At 55.4% G+C, this 19,152-nt stretch carries 16 protein-coding genes; 12 read left to right on the forward strand and 4 right to left on the reverse strand.

What is annotated here, in order from left to right; all coding sequences use genetic code 11:
- The 3 genes from RRH01S_RS32120 to RRH01S_RS32130 all read left to right on the forward strand — a co-directional run.
- Positions 1-384, forward strand: a 384-nt coding sequence (locus RRH01S_RS32120) for a TOBE domain-containing protein (RefSeq protein WP_042477398.1), incomplete at its 5' end; no start/stop codon positions are given.
- A complete protein-coding gene (locus tag RRH01S_RS32125) occupies positions 381-1,154 on the forward strand; it encodes an L-iditol 2-dehydrogenase (protein WP_042477401.1) in 774 nt (257 codons plus the stop codon). The genes RRH01S_RS32120 and RRH01S_RS32125, both read left to right, overlap by 4 nt.
- A gap of 57 nt (positions 1,155-1,211) precedes the next feature.
- Positions 1,212-2,150, forward strand: coding sequence for an AraC family transcriptional regulator (locus RRH01S_RS32130; RefSeq protein ID WP_042477403.1), 939 nt, complete (start codon positions 1,212-1,214; stop codon positions 2,148-2,150).
- 305 nt (positions 2,151-2,455) lie between these two features.
- On the opposite strand, the gene RRH01S_RS32135 is transcribed toward RRH01S_RS32130, so the two are convergent.
- Positions 2,456-4,336, reverse strand: a complete 1,881-nt coding sequence (locus tag RRH01S_RS32135) for a methyl-accepting chemotaxis protein (RefSeq protein WP_052365414.1) — start codon at positions 4,334-4,336, stop codon at positions 2,456-2,458.
- Between the two features lie 635 nt (positions 4,337-4,971).
- Here RRH01S_RS32135 and RRH01S_RS32140 point away from each other — a divergent pair.
- The gene (locus RRH01S_RS32140; protein WP_309546803.1) at positions 4,972-5,373 is read left to right on the forward strand and encodes a DoxX family protein; all 402 of its coding nucleotides are present in this window, start codon (positions 4,972-4,974) and stop codon (positions 5,371-5,373) included.
- Between the two features lie 30 nt (positions 5,374-5,403).
- Positions 5,404-6,294 carry a VOC family protein gene (locus tag RRH01S_RS32145; RefSeq protein WP_042477408.1) on the forward strand — a complete coding sequence of 297 codons (891 nt, stop codon included), beginning with the start codon at positions 5,404-5,406 and terminating at the stop codon, positions 6,292-6,294.
- 213 nt (positions 6,295-6,507) lie between these two features.
- On the opposite strand, the gene RRH01S_RS32150 is transcribed toward RRH01S_RS32145, so the two are convergent.
- Positions 6,508-7,416 carry a LysR family transcriptional regulator gene (locus tag RRH01S_RS32150; protein WP_042477410.1) on the reverse strand — a complete coding sequence of 303 codons (909 nt, stop codon included), beginning with the start codon at positions 7,414-7,416 and terminating at the stop codon, positions 6,508-6,510.
- Between the two features lie 148 nt (positions 7,417-7,564).
- On the opposite strand from RRH01S_RS32150, the gene RRH01S_RS32155 reads away from it, so the two are divergent.
- The 3 genes from RRH01S_RS32155 (at position 7,565) to RRH01S_RS32165 (ending at position 9,739) form a co-directional block, all read left to right on the forward strand.
- A complete protein-coding gene (locus tag RRH01S_RS32155) occupies positions 7,565-8,431 on the forward strand; it encodes a hypothetical protein (protein WP_131597916.1) in 867 nt (288 codons plus the stop codon).
- Positions 8,432-8,474: 43 nt separating this feature from the next.
- Positions 8,475-9,059 carry a YceI family protein gene (locus tag RRH01S_RS32160; protein ID WP_042477417.1) on the forward strand — a complete coding sequence of 195 codons (585 nt, stop codon included), beginning with the start codon at positions 8,475-8,477 and terminating at the stop codon, positions 9,057-9,059.
- Positions 9,060-9,160: 101 nt separating this feature from the next.
- Positions 9,161-9,739, forward strand: a complete 579-nt coding sequence (locus tag RRH01S_RS32165) for an FMN-dependent NADH-azoreductase (protein ID WP_042477505.1) — start codon at positions 9,161-9,163, stop codon at positions 9,737-9,739.
- 674 nt (positions 9,740-10,413) lie between these two features.
- Here RRH01S_RS32165 and RRH01S_RS32170 read toward each other — a convergent pair.
- Complete coding sequence (locus tag RRH01S_RS32170) at positions 10,414-10,665, reverse strand: SDR family NAD(P)-dependent oxidoreductase (RefSeq protein WP_161600019.1); 252 nt, start codon at positions 10,663-10,665, stop codon at positions 10,414-10,416.
- A 790-nt stretch (positions 10,666-11,455) separates the two neighbouring features.
- Complete coding sequence (locus tag RRH01S_RS32175) at positions 11,456-12,874, reverse strand: helix-turn-helix domain-containing protein (protein WP_042477507.1); 1,419 nt, start codon at positions 12,872-12,874, stop codon at positions 11,456-11,458.
- A 124-nt stretch (positions 12,875-12,998) separates the two neighbouring features.
- Between RRH01S_RS32175 and RRH01S_RS32180 the strand changes: the two genes are divergently transcribed.
- From RRH01S_RS32180 to scpA, 4 genes are read left to right on the forward strand one after another with little or no spacing between them, the layout of a single operon-like run.
- Positions 12,999-14,531, forward strand: a complete 1,533-nt coding sequence (locus RRH01S_RS32180) for an acyl-CoA carboxylase subunit beta (RefSeq protein WP_042477422.1) — start codon at positions 12,999-13,001, stop codon at positions 14,529-14,531.
- 6 nt (positions 14,532-14,537) lie between these two features.
- Positions 14,538-15,008 (forward strand): GNAT family N-acetyltransferase, encoded by a 471-nt coding sequence (locus tag RRH01S_RS32185; RefSeq protein ID WP_042477423.1) that lies wholly within the window; start codon positions 14,538-14,540, stop codon positions 15,006-15,008.
- Positions 15,001-17,004 carry an acetyl-CoA carboxylase biotin carboxylase subunit gene (locus RRH01S_RS32190; protein WP_042477426.1) on the forward strand — a complete coding sequence of 668 codons (2,004 nt, stop codon included), beginning with the start codon at positions 15,001-15,003 and terminating at the stop codon, positions 17,002-17,004. The genes RRH01S_RS32185 and RRH01S_RS32190 overlap by 8 nt, the downstream gene beginning before the upstream one ends.
- Complete coding sequence (gene scpA, locus RRH01S_RS32195) at positions 17,004-19,145, forward strand: methylmalonyl-CoA mutase (RefSeq protein WP_042477429.1); 2,142 nt, start codon at positions 17,004-17,006, stop codon at positions 19,143-19,145. The genes RRH01S_RS32190 and scpA overlap by 1 nt, the downstream gene beginning before the upstream one ends.
- Positions 19,146-19,152 lie beyond the last annotated feature (7 nt).

Here is a 19,152-nt window from a genome sequence, read left to right on the forward strand (position 1 = left end):
TTGAACCGCGGCAATATCGAGCAGGTCGGCTCGCCGCTGGAGCTCTACAAGAGCCCACGCAATCTCTTCGTCGCCGGCTTCATCGGCTCGCCGAAGATGAACTTCGTCACGGGCGCCTATGCGCAAAACCTCGGCGCCGACACCATCGGCGTTCGTCCGGAACATGTGCTGCTGTCGACCGAAAGCGGAGACTGGCAGGGCCGGGTGAACCATGCCGAACACCTCGGCTCCGACACCTTCCTGCACATCGAGGCCGATGGCATCGGCGCCATCACCGCGCGCGGAACCGGCGATTTCCCGGCTCGCGCCGGTGATACCGTCTACATGACGCCAGACAAAAACCGAATTCATAAATTCAACGAGAAAGGAACGGCAATCCAATGACGCGACTTGAAGGAAAATCAGCCTTGATCACCGGTTCGGCACGCGGCATCGGTCGCGCTTTCGCCGAGGCTTATCTTCGCGAAGGCGCGACGGTCGCAATCGCCGACATTGATCTTGAGCGTGCGAAGAAAACCGCCGAGGAGCTCGGCCCCAAGGCCTACTTCGTGAAGATGGACGTCACCGATCAAGCCTCCATCGATACCGCGATCGCCACTGTCGATGAGAAGACTGGCGGCATCGACATTCTGATCAACAATGCAGCGCTTTTTGATCTCGCGCCAATCGTTCAGATTACCCAGAAGAGTTTCGATACGCTTTTCGCCATCAACGTCTCCGGCACGCTGTTCACGCTGCAGGCTGCGGCGAAATCCATGATTGCGCATGGCAAGGGTGGCAAGATCATCAACATGGCAAGCCAGGCGGGGCGTCGCGGCGAGGCTCTGGTTGCGGTCTATTGCGCGACGAAGGCCGCTGTCATTTCGCTGACCCAATCGGCCGGCCTTGATCTCATCAAGCATGGGATCAATGTCAATGCCATCGCCCCTGGCGTCGTCGACGGCGAACATTGGGACGGTGTGGATTTAAAATTTGCAAATTACGAAAATCGCCCGCTTGGCGAAAAGAAACGACTGGTCGGCAAGGCCGTGCCGTTCGGCCGAATGGGAACTGCGGAAGATTTGACCGGAATGGCAATTTTCCTTGCGTCCAAGGAAGCCGACTACATTGTCGCCCAGACATACAATGTCGATGGTGGCAATTGGATGAGCTAGCAGCTATCAATCGCAAAGGTCAGGTTCATTGTGATCAGAACAATTGGAACCAACAGGATGAGCAGCCCAACCAGATCGGTCCAGCACCGCGCTCCGCGGAAGGTCGCACCTCAGCTGGCGCCGAAATTCGAGCAAATCCTGACGACTGAGCATGATACCTTCGTTTGGCGGATCGACGACTACCCCTGGGTGCGTTCGCTCTGGAATTTTCATCCCGAGTTCGAGATCCATCTCATCCGCAAGTCCTCCGGTACAGCCTATGTCGGTGATTATATCGGCGACTTCGGACCTGGTGACCTCACCGTGATCGGCAGCAACCTGCCGCATGATTGGGTCTCGCATATCGGTAAGGACGACAAGATTCCAGGACGGGATCTTGTCGTCCAGTTCGATCCGGACAAACTGCGGCAAGCAAGCCAGCATCTACCCGAAATAAAACGGCTTAACTCCCTTCTGACGACAGCTCAGCGGGGATTGAGGTTCTCGGGAGCAACAGCGCAGCGCGCGGCTCACCTGCTGGAGACTATTGGCAAATTCGACGGATTGGAAAGATTGATCCGCTTCCTGCGTGTCCTGGAATTGCTGGCAGATTCTAAGGAGTGCGAAGTTCTATCTTCACCTGAATTCGCGCCGAACGTCGATGCCCTCACACTGAACACCATGCAGCGCGCCATTCTCCACATTAACACTCACTTTACAGAAAAGATCCAGCTCCCCGACGTTGCTGCTGTCGCCAATATGGCAACGAATAGATTCAGCCGGTTCTTCATTAAGAACACGGGCCGTAGCTTTACCGATTATGTCGTGAGCCTGCGCATAGGACGAGCTTGCAGACTGTTGTCGGAGAGTGACAAGGCTGTCATCGATATTTGCTATGAAGTCGGCTATACCAACTTGTCCAACTTTAACCGCTCCTTTCTCCGTCATGTCGGAAAAAGCCCTTCCGCCTACAGGAAGGCTGCTCACGCAAAACACGTTTCCGTCGTTACCCAGTGAGTATAGATGTACTGCATCCAGGCAAACCACGGCAGAGAAGTGCGTTACATGCAGGGCGATCAGCTGCTGATGCTATGCACATCGTGACACCGCCGGATCTGTCACATGCGCGCGCGTCTGAGCACCTCCAAAATTTAGGATTGCAGTCACACTGCCGATTTGCGTGCCATCGGAGAACCGATCGGCAGCGACGCTGTTCATGGTGAGAAAAATGACCCCGAACCGGAGGGCATCGATCATTCCTGAGGATGAACGATTGGTTTCAGCGTTCATCCTCATTTTTCTGATTTTAAAAGGTATGAATCCTATGCGACGAGCCTCTCCCCAGGCTTCATTCCCTGCAGGACGACAGCCGGTCTGCCAAACTGCTGACCGTCCGCTGCTTCCGCCTGGCCCAAATTGAATTGCGAGACCAACTCATGCAGATGCGTCGCCTCACTCGCAAGTATCGCGCTTGCTGCACTGGTTTCCTCGACCATCCCGGCGTTTTGCTGCGTGACTTGATCCATCTGGTTGACCGCGGCATTGACCTCGCCGAGACCCATGGCCTGTTCGCTGGCTGACGTCGCGATGGAAAGAACACGGTGATTGATTTCGCTCACGTGACCTTCGATCGCATTCAGCGCGTCGCCAGTTGCGTGAACCAGCAAGACACCGCTCTCGACTTCCTCGCCCGACTTACGAATGAGTTCCTTGATCTCCTTGGCTGCCTTTGCGGATCGCTGAGCCAGTTCTCGCACCTCTTGGGCTACAACAGCAAACCCTTTGCCGGCTTCGCCCGCGCGCGCCGCTTCGACACCGGCGTTGAGCGCCAGAAGATTGGTTTGGAAGGCGATTTCGTCAATGACCCCAATGATGTTGCCGATCTGCGACGAAGAGTTCGCTATGCGCCGCATGGCTTCCACGGCATCAGCGACAATCTTGGCCGAGCGTGTTGCACTGGCGGTTGCCTCGCTAACGATGGCGCGCGCTTCTTCTGCACGCTTGGAGGAGTTCGCGACATTGGCTGTGATTTCGTCGAGGGCTGCGGCGGTCTCTTCCAACGAAGCCGCCTGCTGTTCCGTTCTGCGTGAGAGATTGTCTGTGCTGACGCTGATTTCGCGTGAGCCGTCATTCATTGCGCCGGCGGCAATCGAGACAGACGTCAACGTGTCTCTCAATTGAAGCACCGCAGAATTGAGGTCACGCCGAAGCGCCTCGAAATCTGGTGACATAGGTTCGAGAAGCTGGAAACTGAGATCACCAGCAGCTAGACGAGTCAATCCATCAGCCAACGCCGAAGTAGCGTCTCGAAGACGCCTATCCGCCGCCGCATCAGCCTCTTCCGTCAATCGCTTGCGATCAAACTCTGCAATCTCACGATTTCTTTCGGCTTCCAATTCGAGCCGCCCGTTGGTGATCGCAGCCTGCCGAAAGACTTCGACGGCGTCGGCCATCTGGCCTATTTCGTCAGTCCGATCCGCATAGGGAATTGCGCTCTCAATGTCGCCGACGGCGAGCTTGGTCATCGATGCGGTAATAGCCTTGATCGGTTTGGCTATGCTGATCAAGGCATAGATCGAAGACCCAAGCACCAGTGCAAGCACCAGTCCGATGACGGCAAAGGCAGTAAAGCGTGTCTTGTCATACGTGTTGTCGGCCGAAGCAACGGCCGCTTCGGCATTCTGCGTAGCAATTGCCACGAGTTCATCCATGGCCGCAAAAGCCGGCTCACTCGCTTCCATCATGCCGGTCAGAACGCCGGTTGCCTCATCATATTGGCTCATCTTGGCAAGCGTGAAGACACCTTCGCCTTTTTGGGTGAACTCGGTCAGGCTCTTGTCGATGATCGCAAGCAGTTCCGTTTCCCGAGCGTTGGGTCTAAGCTGTTGGGCACGCACGACTTCATCCTTGGCGATCCCCTGAAGCTTCTTCACGCTCTCCTCTGCGGCCTGCATAATGTTCGGTTTCGAGGCAGTGATATAGGTAAAATAAGCCGCCTGGATCGCCTGCATATCGGACTTGATGTCCTTTGCAGCAAGGATGCTGGGCAGCGAGCTCCGCGTTATCTCCACTGAGCCTTCATGCAAATCTGTGAGACCGTTGACCGACGTATATGCGAAAGCCACCACAATGATCGCGAGGGCCGAAAATATGGCTATGAGCGATGTTCTGATCGATGGCCTCTTCAGCCCTTTGAGTTTCATGAAAGTCCTCTCCCGTTCTCAACGCGAATGGGAAATCCAATTTCCCAAGCCACAACAGAGAGAACCATAGCGTATATACAATTAAGAATGCGTATTTTCGGGGATAATCACACATTTCACCCGAATATTTTAACGACGTCACCTATATCTAGAACAAAATTCTCAAATATATTGAAGTATTTAGAGGAATTCAAAAATGAAACTTCGAGTATTGCAAATTAAGTTTTCGCCATACATTTGATACTTTTATGTTGCAATAATTATACATAGAACTATTTCCGCTTAAAAGTATCGGTATACATGCGATTTTTCCCGACCGAAAATGGGGGAAGGACGGTGAAAGTAACGTCGCCCAAGGGCGCAAAGGAGGCATTCAATCCGAAACCGGGCGATTGAGGCGTATTGCCGATCAACCAATTGATCTTGCTTGGAACCGGTCAACGGCCTTAGCGCCGATCCAGTACGTGCACTCGCGCGTCCGCACCATAAGCATTAATCTCCATCAATTGGATCGATGGAGATTATCAAAACAATCACAATTTCTTTTGTAGTGTTACCTGCCATTACTTATGCGTGTCCACCTTATGGAGCCAGCGATGTCGATCAGCCCACCTAGAGAACCCCTCCATCCCAAAATGCCAGCGGGGAAGTCAGTGCGCCTCGGTATCTGGGTGTCCCAAATCGCTGCGGCTGGTCTGTTCTGTACGTCCGGCGTGATGAAGATAATGACGCCAATATCGGAGCTCTCGGCAATCATGCCTTGGACCGGCGAACTATCATCGGGGTTCGTGCGCGTGATCGGGCTCATCGATCTGGCCGGCGGCCTTGGTCTCATCCTACCGTCATTGACGCGAATCCTGCCGCGTCTGACCGTTATCGCCGCCTTGTGCTGCATCGTGCTCCAAATTCTGGCATCCGGCTTTCATAGCTACCGGGGTGAATTTGCAGTTCTGCCGTTGAATGCGCTGCTGTTAGGCCTCGTTGCCTTCATCTTCTGGGGACGTTCGACGAAGGCGCCCATCGCGCCTAGGCGCTGAACAAGACGACCCAATCTAAGGAGAGTTACCGTGACCTCGGTAGAAAATCTGGCCAATCCGACACGCGATAACACCGCTGTAAACGCCCCAATCAGAATTGGTAGCATAACCCTTGCAGTCAGGGATCTGGATCGCGCCACCCGCTTCTATCGCGACGTGGTGGGTCTGGAGCAGATCATCCAGGACGGACGCACGCTCCACTTTGGCCTAGAGAATCGCGTCCTCATTTCCCTGCAGCACGACCCCGAAGCGGCGATCAATTCATCGCGGAGCGCTGGCCTCTATCACGTCGCTTTTCTGCTCCCCTCTCGCAGCGACCTGAGCGCTTGGCTGCGTCATGCTCTGCGCCTAGGAGTGCGCCTGGACGGTGCATCAGATCATCTTGTCAGCGAGGCCATCTATATGTTGGACCCGGAAGGCAACGGTGTCGAAATCTACGCTGACCGACCAAGTTCGTCGTGGACTCGGATCCAGGAAGTTATTCAGATGGGTTCCGGCCCACTCGCTTTGGGCGAGTTGTCACGGTCGACGAATCTTAGCTGGAATGGAATGCCGCCTGGCGGCACGATTGGCCATGTTCATCTTCAAGTTGGTGATCTTGGCTCCGCGGATTCGTTCTACGGACAGCTTCTGGGGTTCAAAATCAACGCGGCAGTGCCGACTGCCCGCTTTTACAGCACAGGCGGTTACCATCACCAGATTGCTGGCAATATCTGGCAAAGCTCGGGAGCTGCTGCCCGGCGTCCAGGTACGACTGGCCTGGTGGAGGTCGAGCTGCTGGTGCGGGATCAGCAGAACCTGACTGCAATGGCGTCACGTCTGTCGGATGCGGGCAAACCACCTCACGACGATGAGCAAGGCCCGGTCACGTTCGACCCGTGGAACATCCGGTTGCGCTTGACCGCTGGGAACGCGGCATGATTACCGTGAGCTTTAGGGTCCAGACACTCATGCTGCGTTTGCAGATGTCTGTGTAAGGCTTCGACTTGAACCACGAAATCGGCGAGGAGCCATCGCTTTCACGTGCAGCAGCGGCGTTCATATCGAGCGCCGGGCTCCTCCTTGAAATACTGAAATGATACGGGAGCTCAAAGAGCCGCTCGACGTGGCTGGTCTGATCACTTGGATCGCCGCCTAAGTTGGTTGCAAAACCCCCTGACCCAACGCCGCAAGGAGTTCCGTACCAGCCGGCCCAGGCGGACGTTGACGATAATGGGCAGCAACGATGTCAAAACGGGGCAAATGGTCGCTTCCGTCCCAGCGCTCGACCGGCAGTACGACCAGCCGGCCCGCCGCGATATCCGCAGACACTAGCGGTTCGGGCATGCTGCCCCACCCCAGGCCCTCGCGCAGCAAAGTGTGCTTGGTGGCTAAATCCGTAACCCGCCAACTATCGAGCGCCGCAATCCCGTAGTCCGGACTTGTCGAGCCCTGGCGCGGGTCGGTCAATACGATCTGCAATTCTTCGCGCAGCATATCGCTTGTGATTGACCCCACAGCTCGAGCAAGGGCATGATCTGGTGCTGCGACGGCAATGAGATTGATTGCTGAATGATGTGTTCGATCAAGAACGCTCGGCAATTCGAGATCGACAAGCAGCCCGATGTCCAACGTGCCCTCAATCAGCATCTCGGACATTCCGAAGGACTGTCTCACAATCCGGAGTGCGACCGTCGGAAATCTGGCTCGGAATGCCTTCAAATGTGGGGCCAATTGAGCGATGGGCACCAGTTCGGAAAGTCCCAGCCGCACCTCAGCTTCCAAGCCACGCACCATAGCTTTGGCTTGCCCCCGAAACTCATTGACGTCCGCCAATATCCGCCGAGCGCGTGGCAAAAGCGCCTTTCCAGGCGTAGTCAGCGTCGGCCGATAGTCATTTCGATCAAACAGCGGCGTTCCAATTTGATCCTCCAGTTTCTGTATCGAATATGTGATCGCCGATTGGGCGCGATTGAGCGCCCGCGCGGCCCCGGAGAAGCTCCCCTGATCGACGGCCGCTGTGAAAACCATCAATTGATCGATCGTTAACGAATCCATGTCCATCAAATTATCTGAACATGTTCTTCAAAACAATCTCGATATCTTCAATAGTTTTGCCGTGCCACTTTTCACCGCCGAAACGAGCTGGGGGCCATCGTCAGCGGCAGGCGACCGCAGGTGATGTACCGATTAAACGTTGGACGGGATTCGGATGTTAGGTTTGATCTTACTCAAAACGGTTTTCTTCCCTCTGGGTACAGGGCTCGCCCTTGGCTTGCTCCTGCTGAAAAAGCCGCAAGCACAGACCGTGTCAATCTGCCTGGTTCTGCCGGCTCTGATTGTTGCGACCTATTGCTTTCTGGAAGGTTTTCCATCCTTTCCGCCCGTGGCGGCAAAGGAGAAACTGCCCCTCCTGATCATCGCCGGCAGCGCAATATTCGCCATTGCAGCGTCACGCCTTTCCGGACACCGGACTTGGCTTTTCCTCTGCCTCTGCACGATCGCTCTGCTCGATATCCTTTTTCTGGGACAGCGAGTCCTCTTCACCAACCCGTCGCGCGTCGGTCTAGCCATAGCGGTTAGCGTAATCGTGTTGCTCTCGAGCGCGGCGGCCGCCCGGAAAATTGCACAGGCGGGGATGGTGGCACATCTCGCTTATCCGACGGCGGCGTTCGCGGCGATGATCAGCTCCGCCTTGGTCGCAGCATTCAGCGCCTTCGTGGGTATGGCGCAGGCCAATGGCGCGGTCGCGGCACTCATCGGAGGCGTAAACATTGTCTTTGTCCTGGCCGGAAAGCGGCGCGAGGATGGACTGTATGATCTCGGCTACGCGAGCACCCTTGCCTTTGCCTTGGCCCTTATCCCGCATTTTGCAATGACCGCTTTGTTCGCACCTAAGGTTCCAGTTGCCGGCTTGCTGTTGTCGGCGGCATGTTTCGTCACCCCTGTCCTTGCATCGTACTTCGCAAAGCCTGTCCTGCGCCTACCGCATGCGCTGGCGATCATTGCTCTCGGCCTCCTCGCACTCGTGCCTGCAGCCGGTGCCGCGGCTGTATCCAGCTTTTCCTACTCACAGTGACTGCAAAACACGGCAATCAAGCCGATTTAACGGAGACCAAAAAATGAAGATTATCGGAATTGGACTTGCAGCAGCCATGGCGTTGACATTCGTGACGCCGTCCAGGGCGGCAGATACCTACGAAATCGATCCTTCTCACGCCTGGGTCACATTCAAGATCGGTCATGCAGGCTGGTCAAACGCTCACGGCCTTTTGAAGACGGTGTCCGGCACGATCGTGTTTGACAAGACGGATGTGAGCAAGAGCAGCGTTCACGTCGAAATGGCCGCGACCGCCATATCAACCAACTTCGAACAACGGGACGCTGATCTGCAAAGCCCCGATTTTTTAAACGCCAGCGAGTTTCCGACCATTACTTTCGCCAGCTCGACGATTGAGAAAACCGGTGAGAAAACTGGAAAGCTCATCGGTAACCTGACAATCGGCGGCATCTCCAAGCCAGTGACACTGGATGTCACCTGGAACGGTGAAATGCCGCTGCCCTGGGACAAGAACACAATCAAAACCGGCTTTTCCGCGTCGGGCACATTCGACCTGGTGGATGACTTCGGGATGAAGAAAGCTGCTGAATACGGGCTTGGACCAACCGTCAGCGTCGATATTGACGTGGAAGCGACCAAAAAGTGACCGCTCGGATTTCAATCTGAAGTGCAACGAATAGGCCAGCCCTTCGGACGGAGGTGGGAACCTCCAACGGGCGTGGCCGATCACCCCAAGGATCAATGATCATGAATATTTTGCATATCGATTCCAGCATTACAGGCGAAAACTCGATCAGCCGCCAGCTTTCGGCGTCGACAATCTCCAACATTTTGAAGGTCCACCCCGACGCGCACGTCGTCTATCGTGACTTGGTGGCTGCACCGCTTGATCACTATCGGATAACCGATAAACCCGGAAACTCCACAGCGGGAGCAGCGTTTAGTGCTGCGATCCTGACGGAGTTCCTCGCTGCGGACACCATTGTAATCGGCGCGCCCCTGTACAACTTCACAGTTTCCAGCCAGCTTAAAGCTTGGATAGATCGTATTGTGATCAACGATGCGACGTTTAAGTTAGGCCCGGAGGGTTCCGCCGGTCTCGTTGGCGAGAAACGTGTGATCTTGCTTGTCTCCCGTGGCGCGGTTTATCAGCCGGGCACATCCTGGGCGCCGCATGAGCACGCGGAAACCTTCCTCAGGGCAATCTTCGGTTTCATTGGCATCGAGCCTGACGTAATCGTTGCCGAGGGCGCTGCGTATGGCCCTGAGAGCCGCGCAGCCGGCATCAAGTCCGCGGAAGCTGCGATCGCCAGTATCGCGGCTTAGCAGCCCAGTGTCCGCGAATGAGGCCAATATTCCGCTACATGAAAGCCCGCTGATAGCAGCGCTGCTTGCTGGACTTTTCTTTCCCTTCAATATTTGCGTCGGTTACTGCCTCGTTCAAGGTCTGCCCGTGGTTCGAACATTGATATCTTCACGTTGACGAAAAGGCCGCGCCCATCGCGCAGATACTCTTTTCAGACGCAGCAGCCATAAAATGAAGGGAATTGCTGTGATCCGCTTTGCATTGCTACTAGTCGCGTTGATGTCCATTGCTGGATGCCACACGACTGACCTGGGTCGCTCCTTGGGCTGGCAGGAGCCGCCAAGATCAACGATGTAGGATTCCAGGGGTTGCTCACCTATCCGGCGAAGGTCCTTGCCAGTTGAAACAGGTGCCGAAAAGCCCACAAACCAAGCACTCGCTTCCTAGAGCAAGCGTATGGCTTCCAAAGCCATACGCTTGATAGCACAAGACACAGCGAAGCTTTTCGAGCTGCGGCTGTGTTGTGTACCGTCCCCTCTACTGGATTTCAATCCGCCCGAGCAGGCTTTCCAAAGATCGCACACTGGATGCGCATCGCACTGAAGCAAACCACTGAACACACTTGGCGACACATCGCTGCAATTATCCAGATCATCGCGTCCAACGAGTGTGCGAAGCATCTCGAAAACACTGCCTATGCTTCAGAAATAAGATGAAGCGCTCTCATCGCTGCTGCTTCGATGTTGTCCTTCTGGGTGACATCGAACTTAACGGCGATCGCGTCGTTTCCAAGTTCGACGGTAGCCTTTTTTGCTTGCCCGGGATCAAGGCCGAAATTGGCAACCATCGCCAATTCCGCAACGTAAGTTTTCGCCACAGCCAAACCGAATCCGCGGGTCGCGCCGATGATCATGGCGAACATAACCGTCATTCGCCACAAGGACATGCTTGTTTTCCTAATTACCATAATGACTTATAGACCGCTAAATCTGTCAAGCAGCTGCAACATCTTCTGACGAAGGGTGACCAGGTTGTTCTGAAAGAACCTATTCCGTTCATCCGTCAATCGTGCGCTTTTCGCGTCAGCAGCAAGCCTTGGTGAGTTGGTTTGCAGTGGCACCAAAACCTCAACAACCCGCGGGCTTGCGCGCGGTTGAGGACACCGGCCGATTGGCCAACTCGCGCAAACAGATCACAAATTTCTCGCGACATTGCGCCGGACCCATTCCTATCGCGCACGACATCATGCGCCATCCGTACATTCACCGTTGAACCGTAGACAAACCATGCAGATGTCATGGGGGCAGCTAGCGTCCCATATGCCATAAACCGATGATATTATGTCAACGAGACGATGCTGCGATTTCCCCATGCGCGCGAACCCAAGCTGACGCATGCGGACGTGACGATAAGCCGTTTTCCGCGAATCGCTTGCGGGACTCAAGCCGTTGATATTTGGCCGCCATGTCTATCCCAATGCATTCGTAAAGCGCTCGATTATACAGCTACTGATGCACGCTGTAAGGCAGGTCGCCTCCGTAATAGGCCCGACACAGGAAATCGGCCGGCAAGCCGAATGGTAATACCGTATTCGATTATCGGCGGGTCAGCCGCTCACTGAGGGACGGTCAACAATTTGGCTGAAATCTCTGGATTGCTGGTCGATAATGGCGTCTAGTTGGCATCCGATTGCGGTGGCCATAAGACTGGGCTGGGCATAGCACTTCGGAAGGCATTCAGGCTTCCTCAATAGTATATGGCAGCACGGTCCTCTTGTCGTGATCGACGTGAAGTTTTCGCATCAATGGCGGTACCGCACGTTGCGGACATTTCAAACGTTCGCAGATCCTGCATGATATTCCGATCGGCGCAAAATTGGCCTTTACGGATAGATCGAGATCATCCGAATAGACAAAGGCATGTGCATAGGAAATCTCGCATCCGAAAGCGATCGCATAGCGGGGATGCGGACTGTGGTAGCCCGCGCCGGCCTTCGTAATCTGTGTGGCAAGGCAGAGAAAGCGAACGCCATCCGGGGTCTCTGCCAACTGGCGAATAATCCGTCCCTGCGCCTCGAAGGCTTCATGTACGTTCCACAAAGGACAGGCGGCTCCAAACCGCGCAAACTGAAGCTTCGTGGAGCTATGTCTCTTCGTGATATTGCCGGCCCGGTCAATGCGCGCGAAAAAAACTGGCACGCCCTTGTTTCCTGGACGCTGCAGCGTGCTCAATCTGTGACAAACCTGTTCTAAGCTCGCTCCGAAGCGGGCTGCGAGAAGATCAAGGTCGTGCCGCAGGGTATTCGCAGCTGACAGAAAATCGCCGTAGGGTAATAATAAAGCTCCGGCGAAATAATTCTGCAGACCGATCTTGCAGATCTCCATCGCTTCGACCGTGCGGAAATTGGCGTCTCGCGCGATAAGATCAATCAGGTTGCTGGCATGGAGCTGGGCTACCTGAAAGGCAATCTGGAAGTCGCGCGTGGCTGCTGGTGCGTAACGGTTGATGTAGAGAATACCAGCCGAACGATCAAACGATCGCAGGGCGTCATTATCTAATTCCGACCGCTTTACCTCTATCCGGAATTTGGTTTTCAGGTAGTGAGTGAGGGCGGAATAGCCATCAGTGTCTCCTAGTCCAATTTCAGTGGCCAATCGCTCAGCTTCGATGTCCAAGGAATGGATGTAGTTGTCCACGAAATGGAAGAAGTCCCTGACCTCTTCATAGGACGTGGTTTCCGCCAGCGATGCCGATTGCCCCAGGCTGTCGCTTAGGCTCACCAACTGCTCGCTGTTGCGTTTAAACCCCTGATGAGCTCGGATTAACGCGCGGGCCAGGTTCGGCGCACCCTGCGTGATCAATTTGAGTTCCTGGACACTCGCGGCAAGGTTCTCAAAGAGAGGATCCGTAAGTGCCTCCGTGAGCGCTGACAGAAGTCTATCTCCCTCGCCTGAAGAGAGTTCGCTCACGTTGATCTGGAATTTTTCGGCGAGAGCGACGAGGACCGTTGCGGACACAGGCCGCTGATTGTTTTCGATCTGATTGAGATAGCTCGTCGATATTCCAATGCGCTCGGCGAATTGTGATTGGGTTGCTTTGTTCGCGTCCCTCAATTCCCGAACTTTTCGGCCGATGAAAAGCTTGCCAATTGTCATTTGTTCGCAACTTTGCAAAATAACATTTGCATATTTATAGTTTACACACATGCACCCGTTCAAGTGTTTTGTGAACCCCATCTCTCCTTTAGAAACGAATGCTAGTGGAGACGTGGAGAATTTTATGGGAACCGTGCTGGAACAACTTGAATCTCGCCGGGCAGAAGCAAGGCTCGGCGGCGGGCAAAAGCGCATAGACGCCCAACACAGCAAGGGCAAGTTGACAGCACGCGAACGTATTGAGGTGCTCTTGGATGAGGGCTCGTTCGAAGAATACGACATGTATGTCACACACCGCGCGGTCGACTTCGGCATGGCAAGTCAAAAGATCGCCGGAGATGGTGTTGTCACCGGTTGGGGCACGATCAACGGACGGCAAGTCTATATCTTCTCCCAGGATTTCACAGTTCTTGGAGGCTCTTTATCGGAGAGCCACGCTCAAAAGATCTGCAAGATCATGGATATGGCTCTTAGGAACGGTGCGCCGATCATAGGGCTGAATGATTCAGGCGGTGCGCGCATTCAAGAAGGCGTTGCCTCCCTTGCGGGCTATGCTGATGTCTTCAAGCGCAACGTAGAAGCTTCAGGCGTGCTCCCTCAGATATCTGTCATCATGGGACCGTGCGCTGGTGGAGCAGTGTATTCACCAGCAATGACCGACTTCATTTTCATGGTCCGCGACAGCTCCTACATGTTCGTGACCGGTCCGGACGTCGTCAAGACTGTCACAAATGAAGTCGTGACGGCTGAAGAACTCGGCGGGGCTAAAACGCACACCACAAAGTCGTCCGTCGCTGACGGTGCTTTCGAGAACGACGTCGAGGCACTTGAGCAGATCCGGCTCCTTTTCGACTTTCTGCCGTTGAACAACGGGCAGCAGGCCCCTTTCCGTCCATTTTTCGACGACCCCGCGCGTATTGAGGAGCGTCTCGATACGCTCATCCCGGACTCGTCGAACAAGCCTTACGACATGCGCGAACTGATCCTGGCGATAGCTGACGAGGGTGATTTCTTCGAGATACAGGAAGCGTTTGCCAAGAACATTATAACCGGCTTTGCGCGGATCGAAGGCCAGACCATCGGTGTCGTCGCCAACCAGCCGTTGGTGCTGGCTGGATGCCTCGATATTGATTCCGCGCGCAAGGCTGCCCGCTTCGTTCGCTTCTGCGACGCATTCAACATCCCGATCTTGACCCTGGTGGACGTGCCGGGCTTTCTTCCTGGCACATCGCAGGAGTATGACGGCGTCATCAAGCATGGGGCCAAGCTGCTCTTCGCATATAGCCAGGCAACCGTTCCGATGGTGACCCTGATCACTCGCAAGGCCTATGGCGGCGCCTATGATGTGATGGCCTCTAAGCATATAGGCGCCGATGTCAACTACGCCTGGCCAACTGCCGAAATCGCTGTCATGGGAGCGAAGGGCGCGACCGAAATTCTTTATCGGTCGGAACTCGGCGATCCTGAAAAAATCGCTGAACGGACCCGTGAATATGAAGAGCGTTTCGCCAATCCCTTTGTCGCTGCCGAGCGCGGCTTTATCGATGAAGTGATCATGCCGCATTCGTCACGTCGCCGCATCGCGCGCGCTTTCGCCTCGCTTCGCAACAAACGCAGTGAAGTGCGTTGGCGCAAGCACGATACGATTCCCTTGTGAGTTTTCATGCAAAACGCCGTTCAATTGCGAGATGCCGTTTCAGGCGACGAAGGGTTTATCTTGTGGCTTGAGGAGCTAGCACTCCGAAAGTCTGCGGAGGCGTCCTTGGGCCGTTTCGTGCCGAGACCCGGAATGGGAGACGAATTCCCATCCAACTGCCAGATCATTCAGTTTGATAATGCCGATGTGGGTTGTCTTACGACGTCGGCCAAGGAAAACATCATCCACATCGACCAGTTTTACCTGGTTCCGGAATTCCGGAATCGCGGGATCGGTTGTCGAGTTCTGACGAACATCATGTCGCAAGCCGCTATCCAACAGCAGCGTTTGCGGACCACGTTCTTGCCGAGTTCCGACGCATCGAAGTTCTTTCATAGCTTGGGTTTTCACCTGATTTCAGAGACGCCAAAGGCCATTTCGATGGAATGGTCCGCATCCATTCAAGAGCACATCACTCGCGGGACAGCCAATGTTTAAAAAAATTCTGATCGCAAACCGTGGTGAAATAGCTTGCCGCATCATCAAGTCGGCGAAAAAGCTCGGCATTAAGACCGTTGCCGTTTATTCGGACGCGGACGCGAACGCCCTGCATGTAAAAATGGCGGATGAGGCTGTTCACATCGGTGCCGCCCCATCCAGTCAGTCCTATATCGTCATTGAGCGCATCATCGATGCCATCCGCAAAACTGGCGCCGACGCTGTGCATCCCGGCTATGGCTTTCTGTCTGAAAATCCCTCCTTTGCGGAAGCTCTCGAAAAGGAGGGCATCACCTTTATCGGCCCGCCGGTTGGCGCCATCCAGGCGATGGGCGACAAGATCACCTCGAAGAAGCTGGCGGCCGAAACCGGTGTTTCGACGGTACCTGGTCACATGGGTCTGATTGCCGACGCCGACGAGGCCGTGAGAATATCCTCCTCCATTGGCTACCCCGTGATGATCAAGGCGTCCGCCGGAGGCGGCGGCAAGGGCATGCGTATTGCCTGGAACGAGGATGAAGCACGCGAAGGTTTTCAGGCGTCGAAAAACGAAGCGCGCTCCTCTTTCGGCGATGATCGGATTTTCATCGAGAAGTTCGTCCTGCAGCCGCGCCACATCGAGATCCAGGTGCTCGGCGACAAGCACGGAACGGTGCTTTATCTCGGCGAACGTGAATGCTCTATTCAGCGCCGGAACCAGAAGGTCATTGAGGAGGCCCCGTCACCATTTCTCGACGAGGAGACACGTCGGGCCATGGGCGAGCAAGCCGTAGCGCTGTCGAAGGCCGTTGGATATCACTCGGCCGGAACTGTCGAATTCATCGTCGATGGCGACCGCAATTTCTATTTTCTTGAGATGAACACCCGCCTGCAGGTCGAACATCCCGTGACAGAGCTGATCACCGGCATTGATCTCGTGGAGCAAATGATCCGTGTTGCTGACGATGAGAAGCTTTCTTTTGGACAGGCCGACGTCAAACTGACCGGCTGGGCGATTGAAAGCCGGCTTTATGCCGAAGATCCCTATCGGAATTTCCTGCCCTCCATTGGTCGCCTGTCACGCTATCGTCCACCGGCGGAAGGCGCGAAGGCAGATGGTGTCGTCGTTCGCAATGACACCGGTGTCCTCGAGGGCGGCGAGATTTCGATATATTACGACCCAATGGTCGCAAAGCTTTGCTCATGGGCAAAGGACCGCCTGACGGCGATCGACGCCATGAGCGCCGCATTGGATGATTTCGAGGTTGAAGGAATAGGTCATAATCTCCCCTTCCTTTCGGCCGTGATGCAACATCCTCGATTCAGATCCGGCAAAATCACCACGGCTTTTATCACAGAGGAATTCCCGGAAGGCTTCATCGGGGTCGAACCGGACTTGGTGGCCGCCCGAAAACTTGCAGTTGTTGCAACCTGGGTCAATCACGCCACACAAAGTCGCGCCATCCGGATTTCGGGCACGATCGGCAATCATCGAAGGATCATTGGCCGAGATTGGGTGGCGGTACTGGCTAGCCATACATTCGATGTGACATTTGACCTCGTGGCATCGGGATCCATTGTGAGGTTTTCCGACGGCACCGTATTTGAGATCAATGGAAATTGGCAGCCGGGACAGAGCCACGCACATTTCATCGTGGATGGTGAGGAAATGGGAGTGAAAGTCTCCAAATCAGGCAATGGTATTCGCCTGCGTTGGCGCGGAATCGACGAGGTTGCCCACGTTCGGGAGCCGAGGGTTGCGAAGCTTGCGGCTTTAATGCCTGTGAAATTGCCTGTGGACGCGTCGAGGATGCTGCTTTGCCCGATGCCGGGCATCATCACGTCGGTCGCGGTCCAGGAGGGTGACCAGGTGGAAGCCGGGCAAGCATTGGCGACTGTCGAGGCTATGAAGATGGAGAACACCTTGCGCGCCGAAAAGCGCGCGACGGTAAAGCGCGTCAGTGCTGTCGCGGGACAGAGTCTCGCGGTTGACGACATCATTATGGAGTTCGAGTGATGGCCACTAATAAGACCCTTGCGGATTGGGAAGCACTGGCCGAACGAGAATTGAAGGCATCTCCAGACAGGCTTGTCTGGCATACGCCGGAGGGCATTGACGTCAAGCCGCTCTATACGCAAGCGGATTTGCGTAGCGTCGGCCATCTGGATTCCCTGCCGGGCTTCGCGCCGTTTACGCGCGGCCCACGCGCCACGATGTACGCAGGTCGCCCTTGGACGATCCGGCAATATGCCGGCTTCTCGACAGCTGAGGCATCGAATGCCTTTTACAAGCGTAACCTCGCCGCCGGGCAGAAAGGTCTGTCCGTCGCTTTCGATCTTGCAACGCACCGTGGCTACGACAGCGACCACCCACGGGTTGAGGGCGATGTCGGTAAAGCAGGCGTGGCGATCGACAGTGTCGAGGACATGAAGATCCTGTTTGACGGCATTCCGCTTGCCGAGATGTCGGTATCGATGACGATGAACGGCGCCGTCGTTCCCATCCTCGCAAATTTCATTGTTGCGGGCGAGGAGCAGGGCGTCGAGAGGGCTATGCTTTCCGGGACCATTCAGAACGACATTCTGAAGGAGTTCATGGTCCGCAATACCTATATCTATCCGCCAGAGCCATCGATGAGGATTATTGCCGACATTATTGAATATACGGCAAAGGAAATGCCACGTTTCAATTCGATCTCGATTTCCGGCTACCACATGCAGGAAGCCGGCTCAACGCTTGTTCAGGAGCTTGCCTTCACGCTGGCGGATGGCCGCGAATACGTCCGGGCAGCGCTTGCCAAAGGTCTGAACGTTGACGACTTTGCCGGCCGCCTGTCCTTCTTCTTTGCCATCGGCATGAATTTTTTCATGGAAGCGGCCAAGCTGCGCGCAGCACGCCTGCTCTGGTCGAAGATCATGGCGGAATTCGATCCGAAAAAGCAGTCCTCTTTGATGTTGCGCACGCATTGCCAGACGTCAGGCGTTTCGCTGCAGGAACAGGACCCATATAACAACATCGTTCGCACGGCCTACGAGGCAATGTCCGCCGCGCTCGGCGGCACGCAGTCGCTGCATACGAACGCTCTCGATGAGGCCATCGCGCTTCCCACCGAGTTCTCCGCGCGGATCGCGCGCAACACGCAGCTCATCCTTCAACATGAAACCGGCGTGACCAATGTGGTCGATCCCCTTGCCGGCTCTTATTATGTCGAGAGCCTCACCGCCGATCTCGCCGAAAAGGCGTGGGCCTTGATTGAAGAGGTCGAGGCGCTTGGCGGCATGACAAAAGCGGTTGCCGCGGGCATGCCCAAGCGCATGATCGAGGAAGCGGCAACGCGGCGGCAAGCAGCGATAGATCGCGGTCAAGAGGTCATCGTCGGCGTCAACAAATACCGTCTCGATAGCGAAGATCAGCTGGATATTCTGGATATTGACAATGCTGCCGTTCGCCGCGCCCAGATCAATAGGATTGAGCAGACGAGGCGTCACCGCAATCCATTGATGGTTGAGGCGGCGCTGGCGGAGCTGAGCGACGTTGCCCGCACCGGTAACGGAAATCTATTGGCGGCAGCGGTCGAAGCCGCGCGCGCGCGCGCGACCGTTGGTGAAATCTCGGACGCCTTGCGCGTCATCTTCGGCGACCATTCCGCCACCCCCGAAGTGGTTTCCGATGTCTACGGAGCCGCCTATGAGAACGATCCGGAATACACGACATTGGTCGGTCGCCTCGGTGAGTATGCGAAAGCTTTGTCGGCGACGCCGAAAATCATGGTCGCCAAGCTCGGGCAAGACGGTCACGATCGCGGTGCAAAAATAATTGCATCCGCCTTCGGCGATATCGGCTTCGAGGTCCTTGCCGGGCCATTGTTTCAGACGCCGGATGAAGCGGCCGACATCGCCGTGAAAAACAAGGTTCACGTTGTCGGCATGTCTTCTCTGGCCGCTGGCCATAAAACCTTGGCGCCCCAGTTGGTCCAGGCCCTGAAGGCCCGCGGCGCTGACAATGTCGTCGTGATCGTTGGCGGCGTCATACCCCGCCAAGACTACGAATTTCTGCTGCAACACGGCGTGTCTGCAGTCTTCGGCCCGGGTACGAACGTCCTCGAAGCGGCGCGCGCCGTGATCGATCTCATGCAAGGCAAATTGCGAAATCAGTGAGGCTGAA

This window comes from Rhizobium rhizogenes NBRC 13257 (assembly GCF_000696095.1).
Classification (GTDB): domain Bacteria; phylum Pseudomonadota; class Alphaproteobacteria; order Rhizobiales; family Rhizobiaceae; genus Rhizobium; species Rhizobium rhizogenes.

Coding starts and splice junctions, on each gene's coding strand:
- RRH01S_RS32190 (WP_042477426.1), top strand. CDS start 15,001: ATGTTTAAAAAAATTCTGATCGCAAACCGTGGTGAAATAGCTTGCCGC.
- RRH01S_RS32135 (WP_052365414.1), bottom strand. CDS start 4,336: ATGAAACTCAAAGGGCTGAAGAGGCCATCGATCAGAACATCGCTCATA.
- RRH01S_RS32155 (WP_131597916.1), top strand. CDS start 7,565: ATGTTAGGTTTGATCTTACTCAAAACGGTTTTCTTCCCTCTGGGTACA.
- RRH01S_RS32140 (WP_309546803.1), top strand. CDS start 4,972: ATGCCAGCGGGGAAGTCAGTGCGCCTCGGTATCTGGGTGTCCCAAATC.
- RRH01S_RS32185 (WP_042477423.1), top strand. CDS start 14,538: ATGCAAAACGCCGTTCAATTGCGAGATGCCGTTTCAGGCGACGAAGGG.
- RRH01S_RS32170 (WP_161600019.1), bottom strand. CDS start 10,665: ATGTCCTTGTGGCGAATGACGGTTATGTTCGCCATGATCATCGGCGCG.
- RRH01S_RS32165 (WP_042477505.1), top strand. CDS start 9,161: ATGAATATTTTGCATATCGATTCCAGCATTACAGGCGAAAACTCGATC.
- RRH01S_RS32150 (WP_042477410.1), bottom strand. CDS start 7,416: ATGGACATGGATTCGTTAACGATCGATCAATTGATGGTTTTCACAGCG.
- RRH01S_RS32130 (WP_042477403.1), top strand. CDS start 1,212: ATGAGCAGCCCAACCAGATCGGTCCAGCACCGCGCTCCGCGGAAGGTC.
- RRH01S_RS32180 (WP_042477422.1), top strand. CDS start 12,999: ATGGGAACCGTGCTGGAACAACTTGAATCTCGCCGGGCAGAAGCAAGG.
- RRH01S_RS32125 (WP_042477401.1), top strand. CDS start 381: ATGACGCGACTTGAAGGAAAATCAGCCTTGATCACCGGTTCGGCACGC.
- RRH01S_RS32175 (WP_042477507.1), bottom strand. CDS start 12,874: ATGACAATTGGCAAGCTTTTCATCGGCCGAAAAGTTCGGGAATTGAGG.
- scpA (WP_042477429.1), top strand. CDS start 17,004: ATGGCCACTAATAAGACCCTTGCGGATTGGGAAGCACTGGCCGAACGA.
- RRH01S_RS32160 (WP_042477417.1), top strand. CDS start 8,475: ATGAAGATTATCGGAATTGGACTTGCAGCAGCCATGGCGTTGACATTC.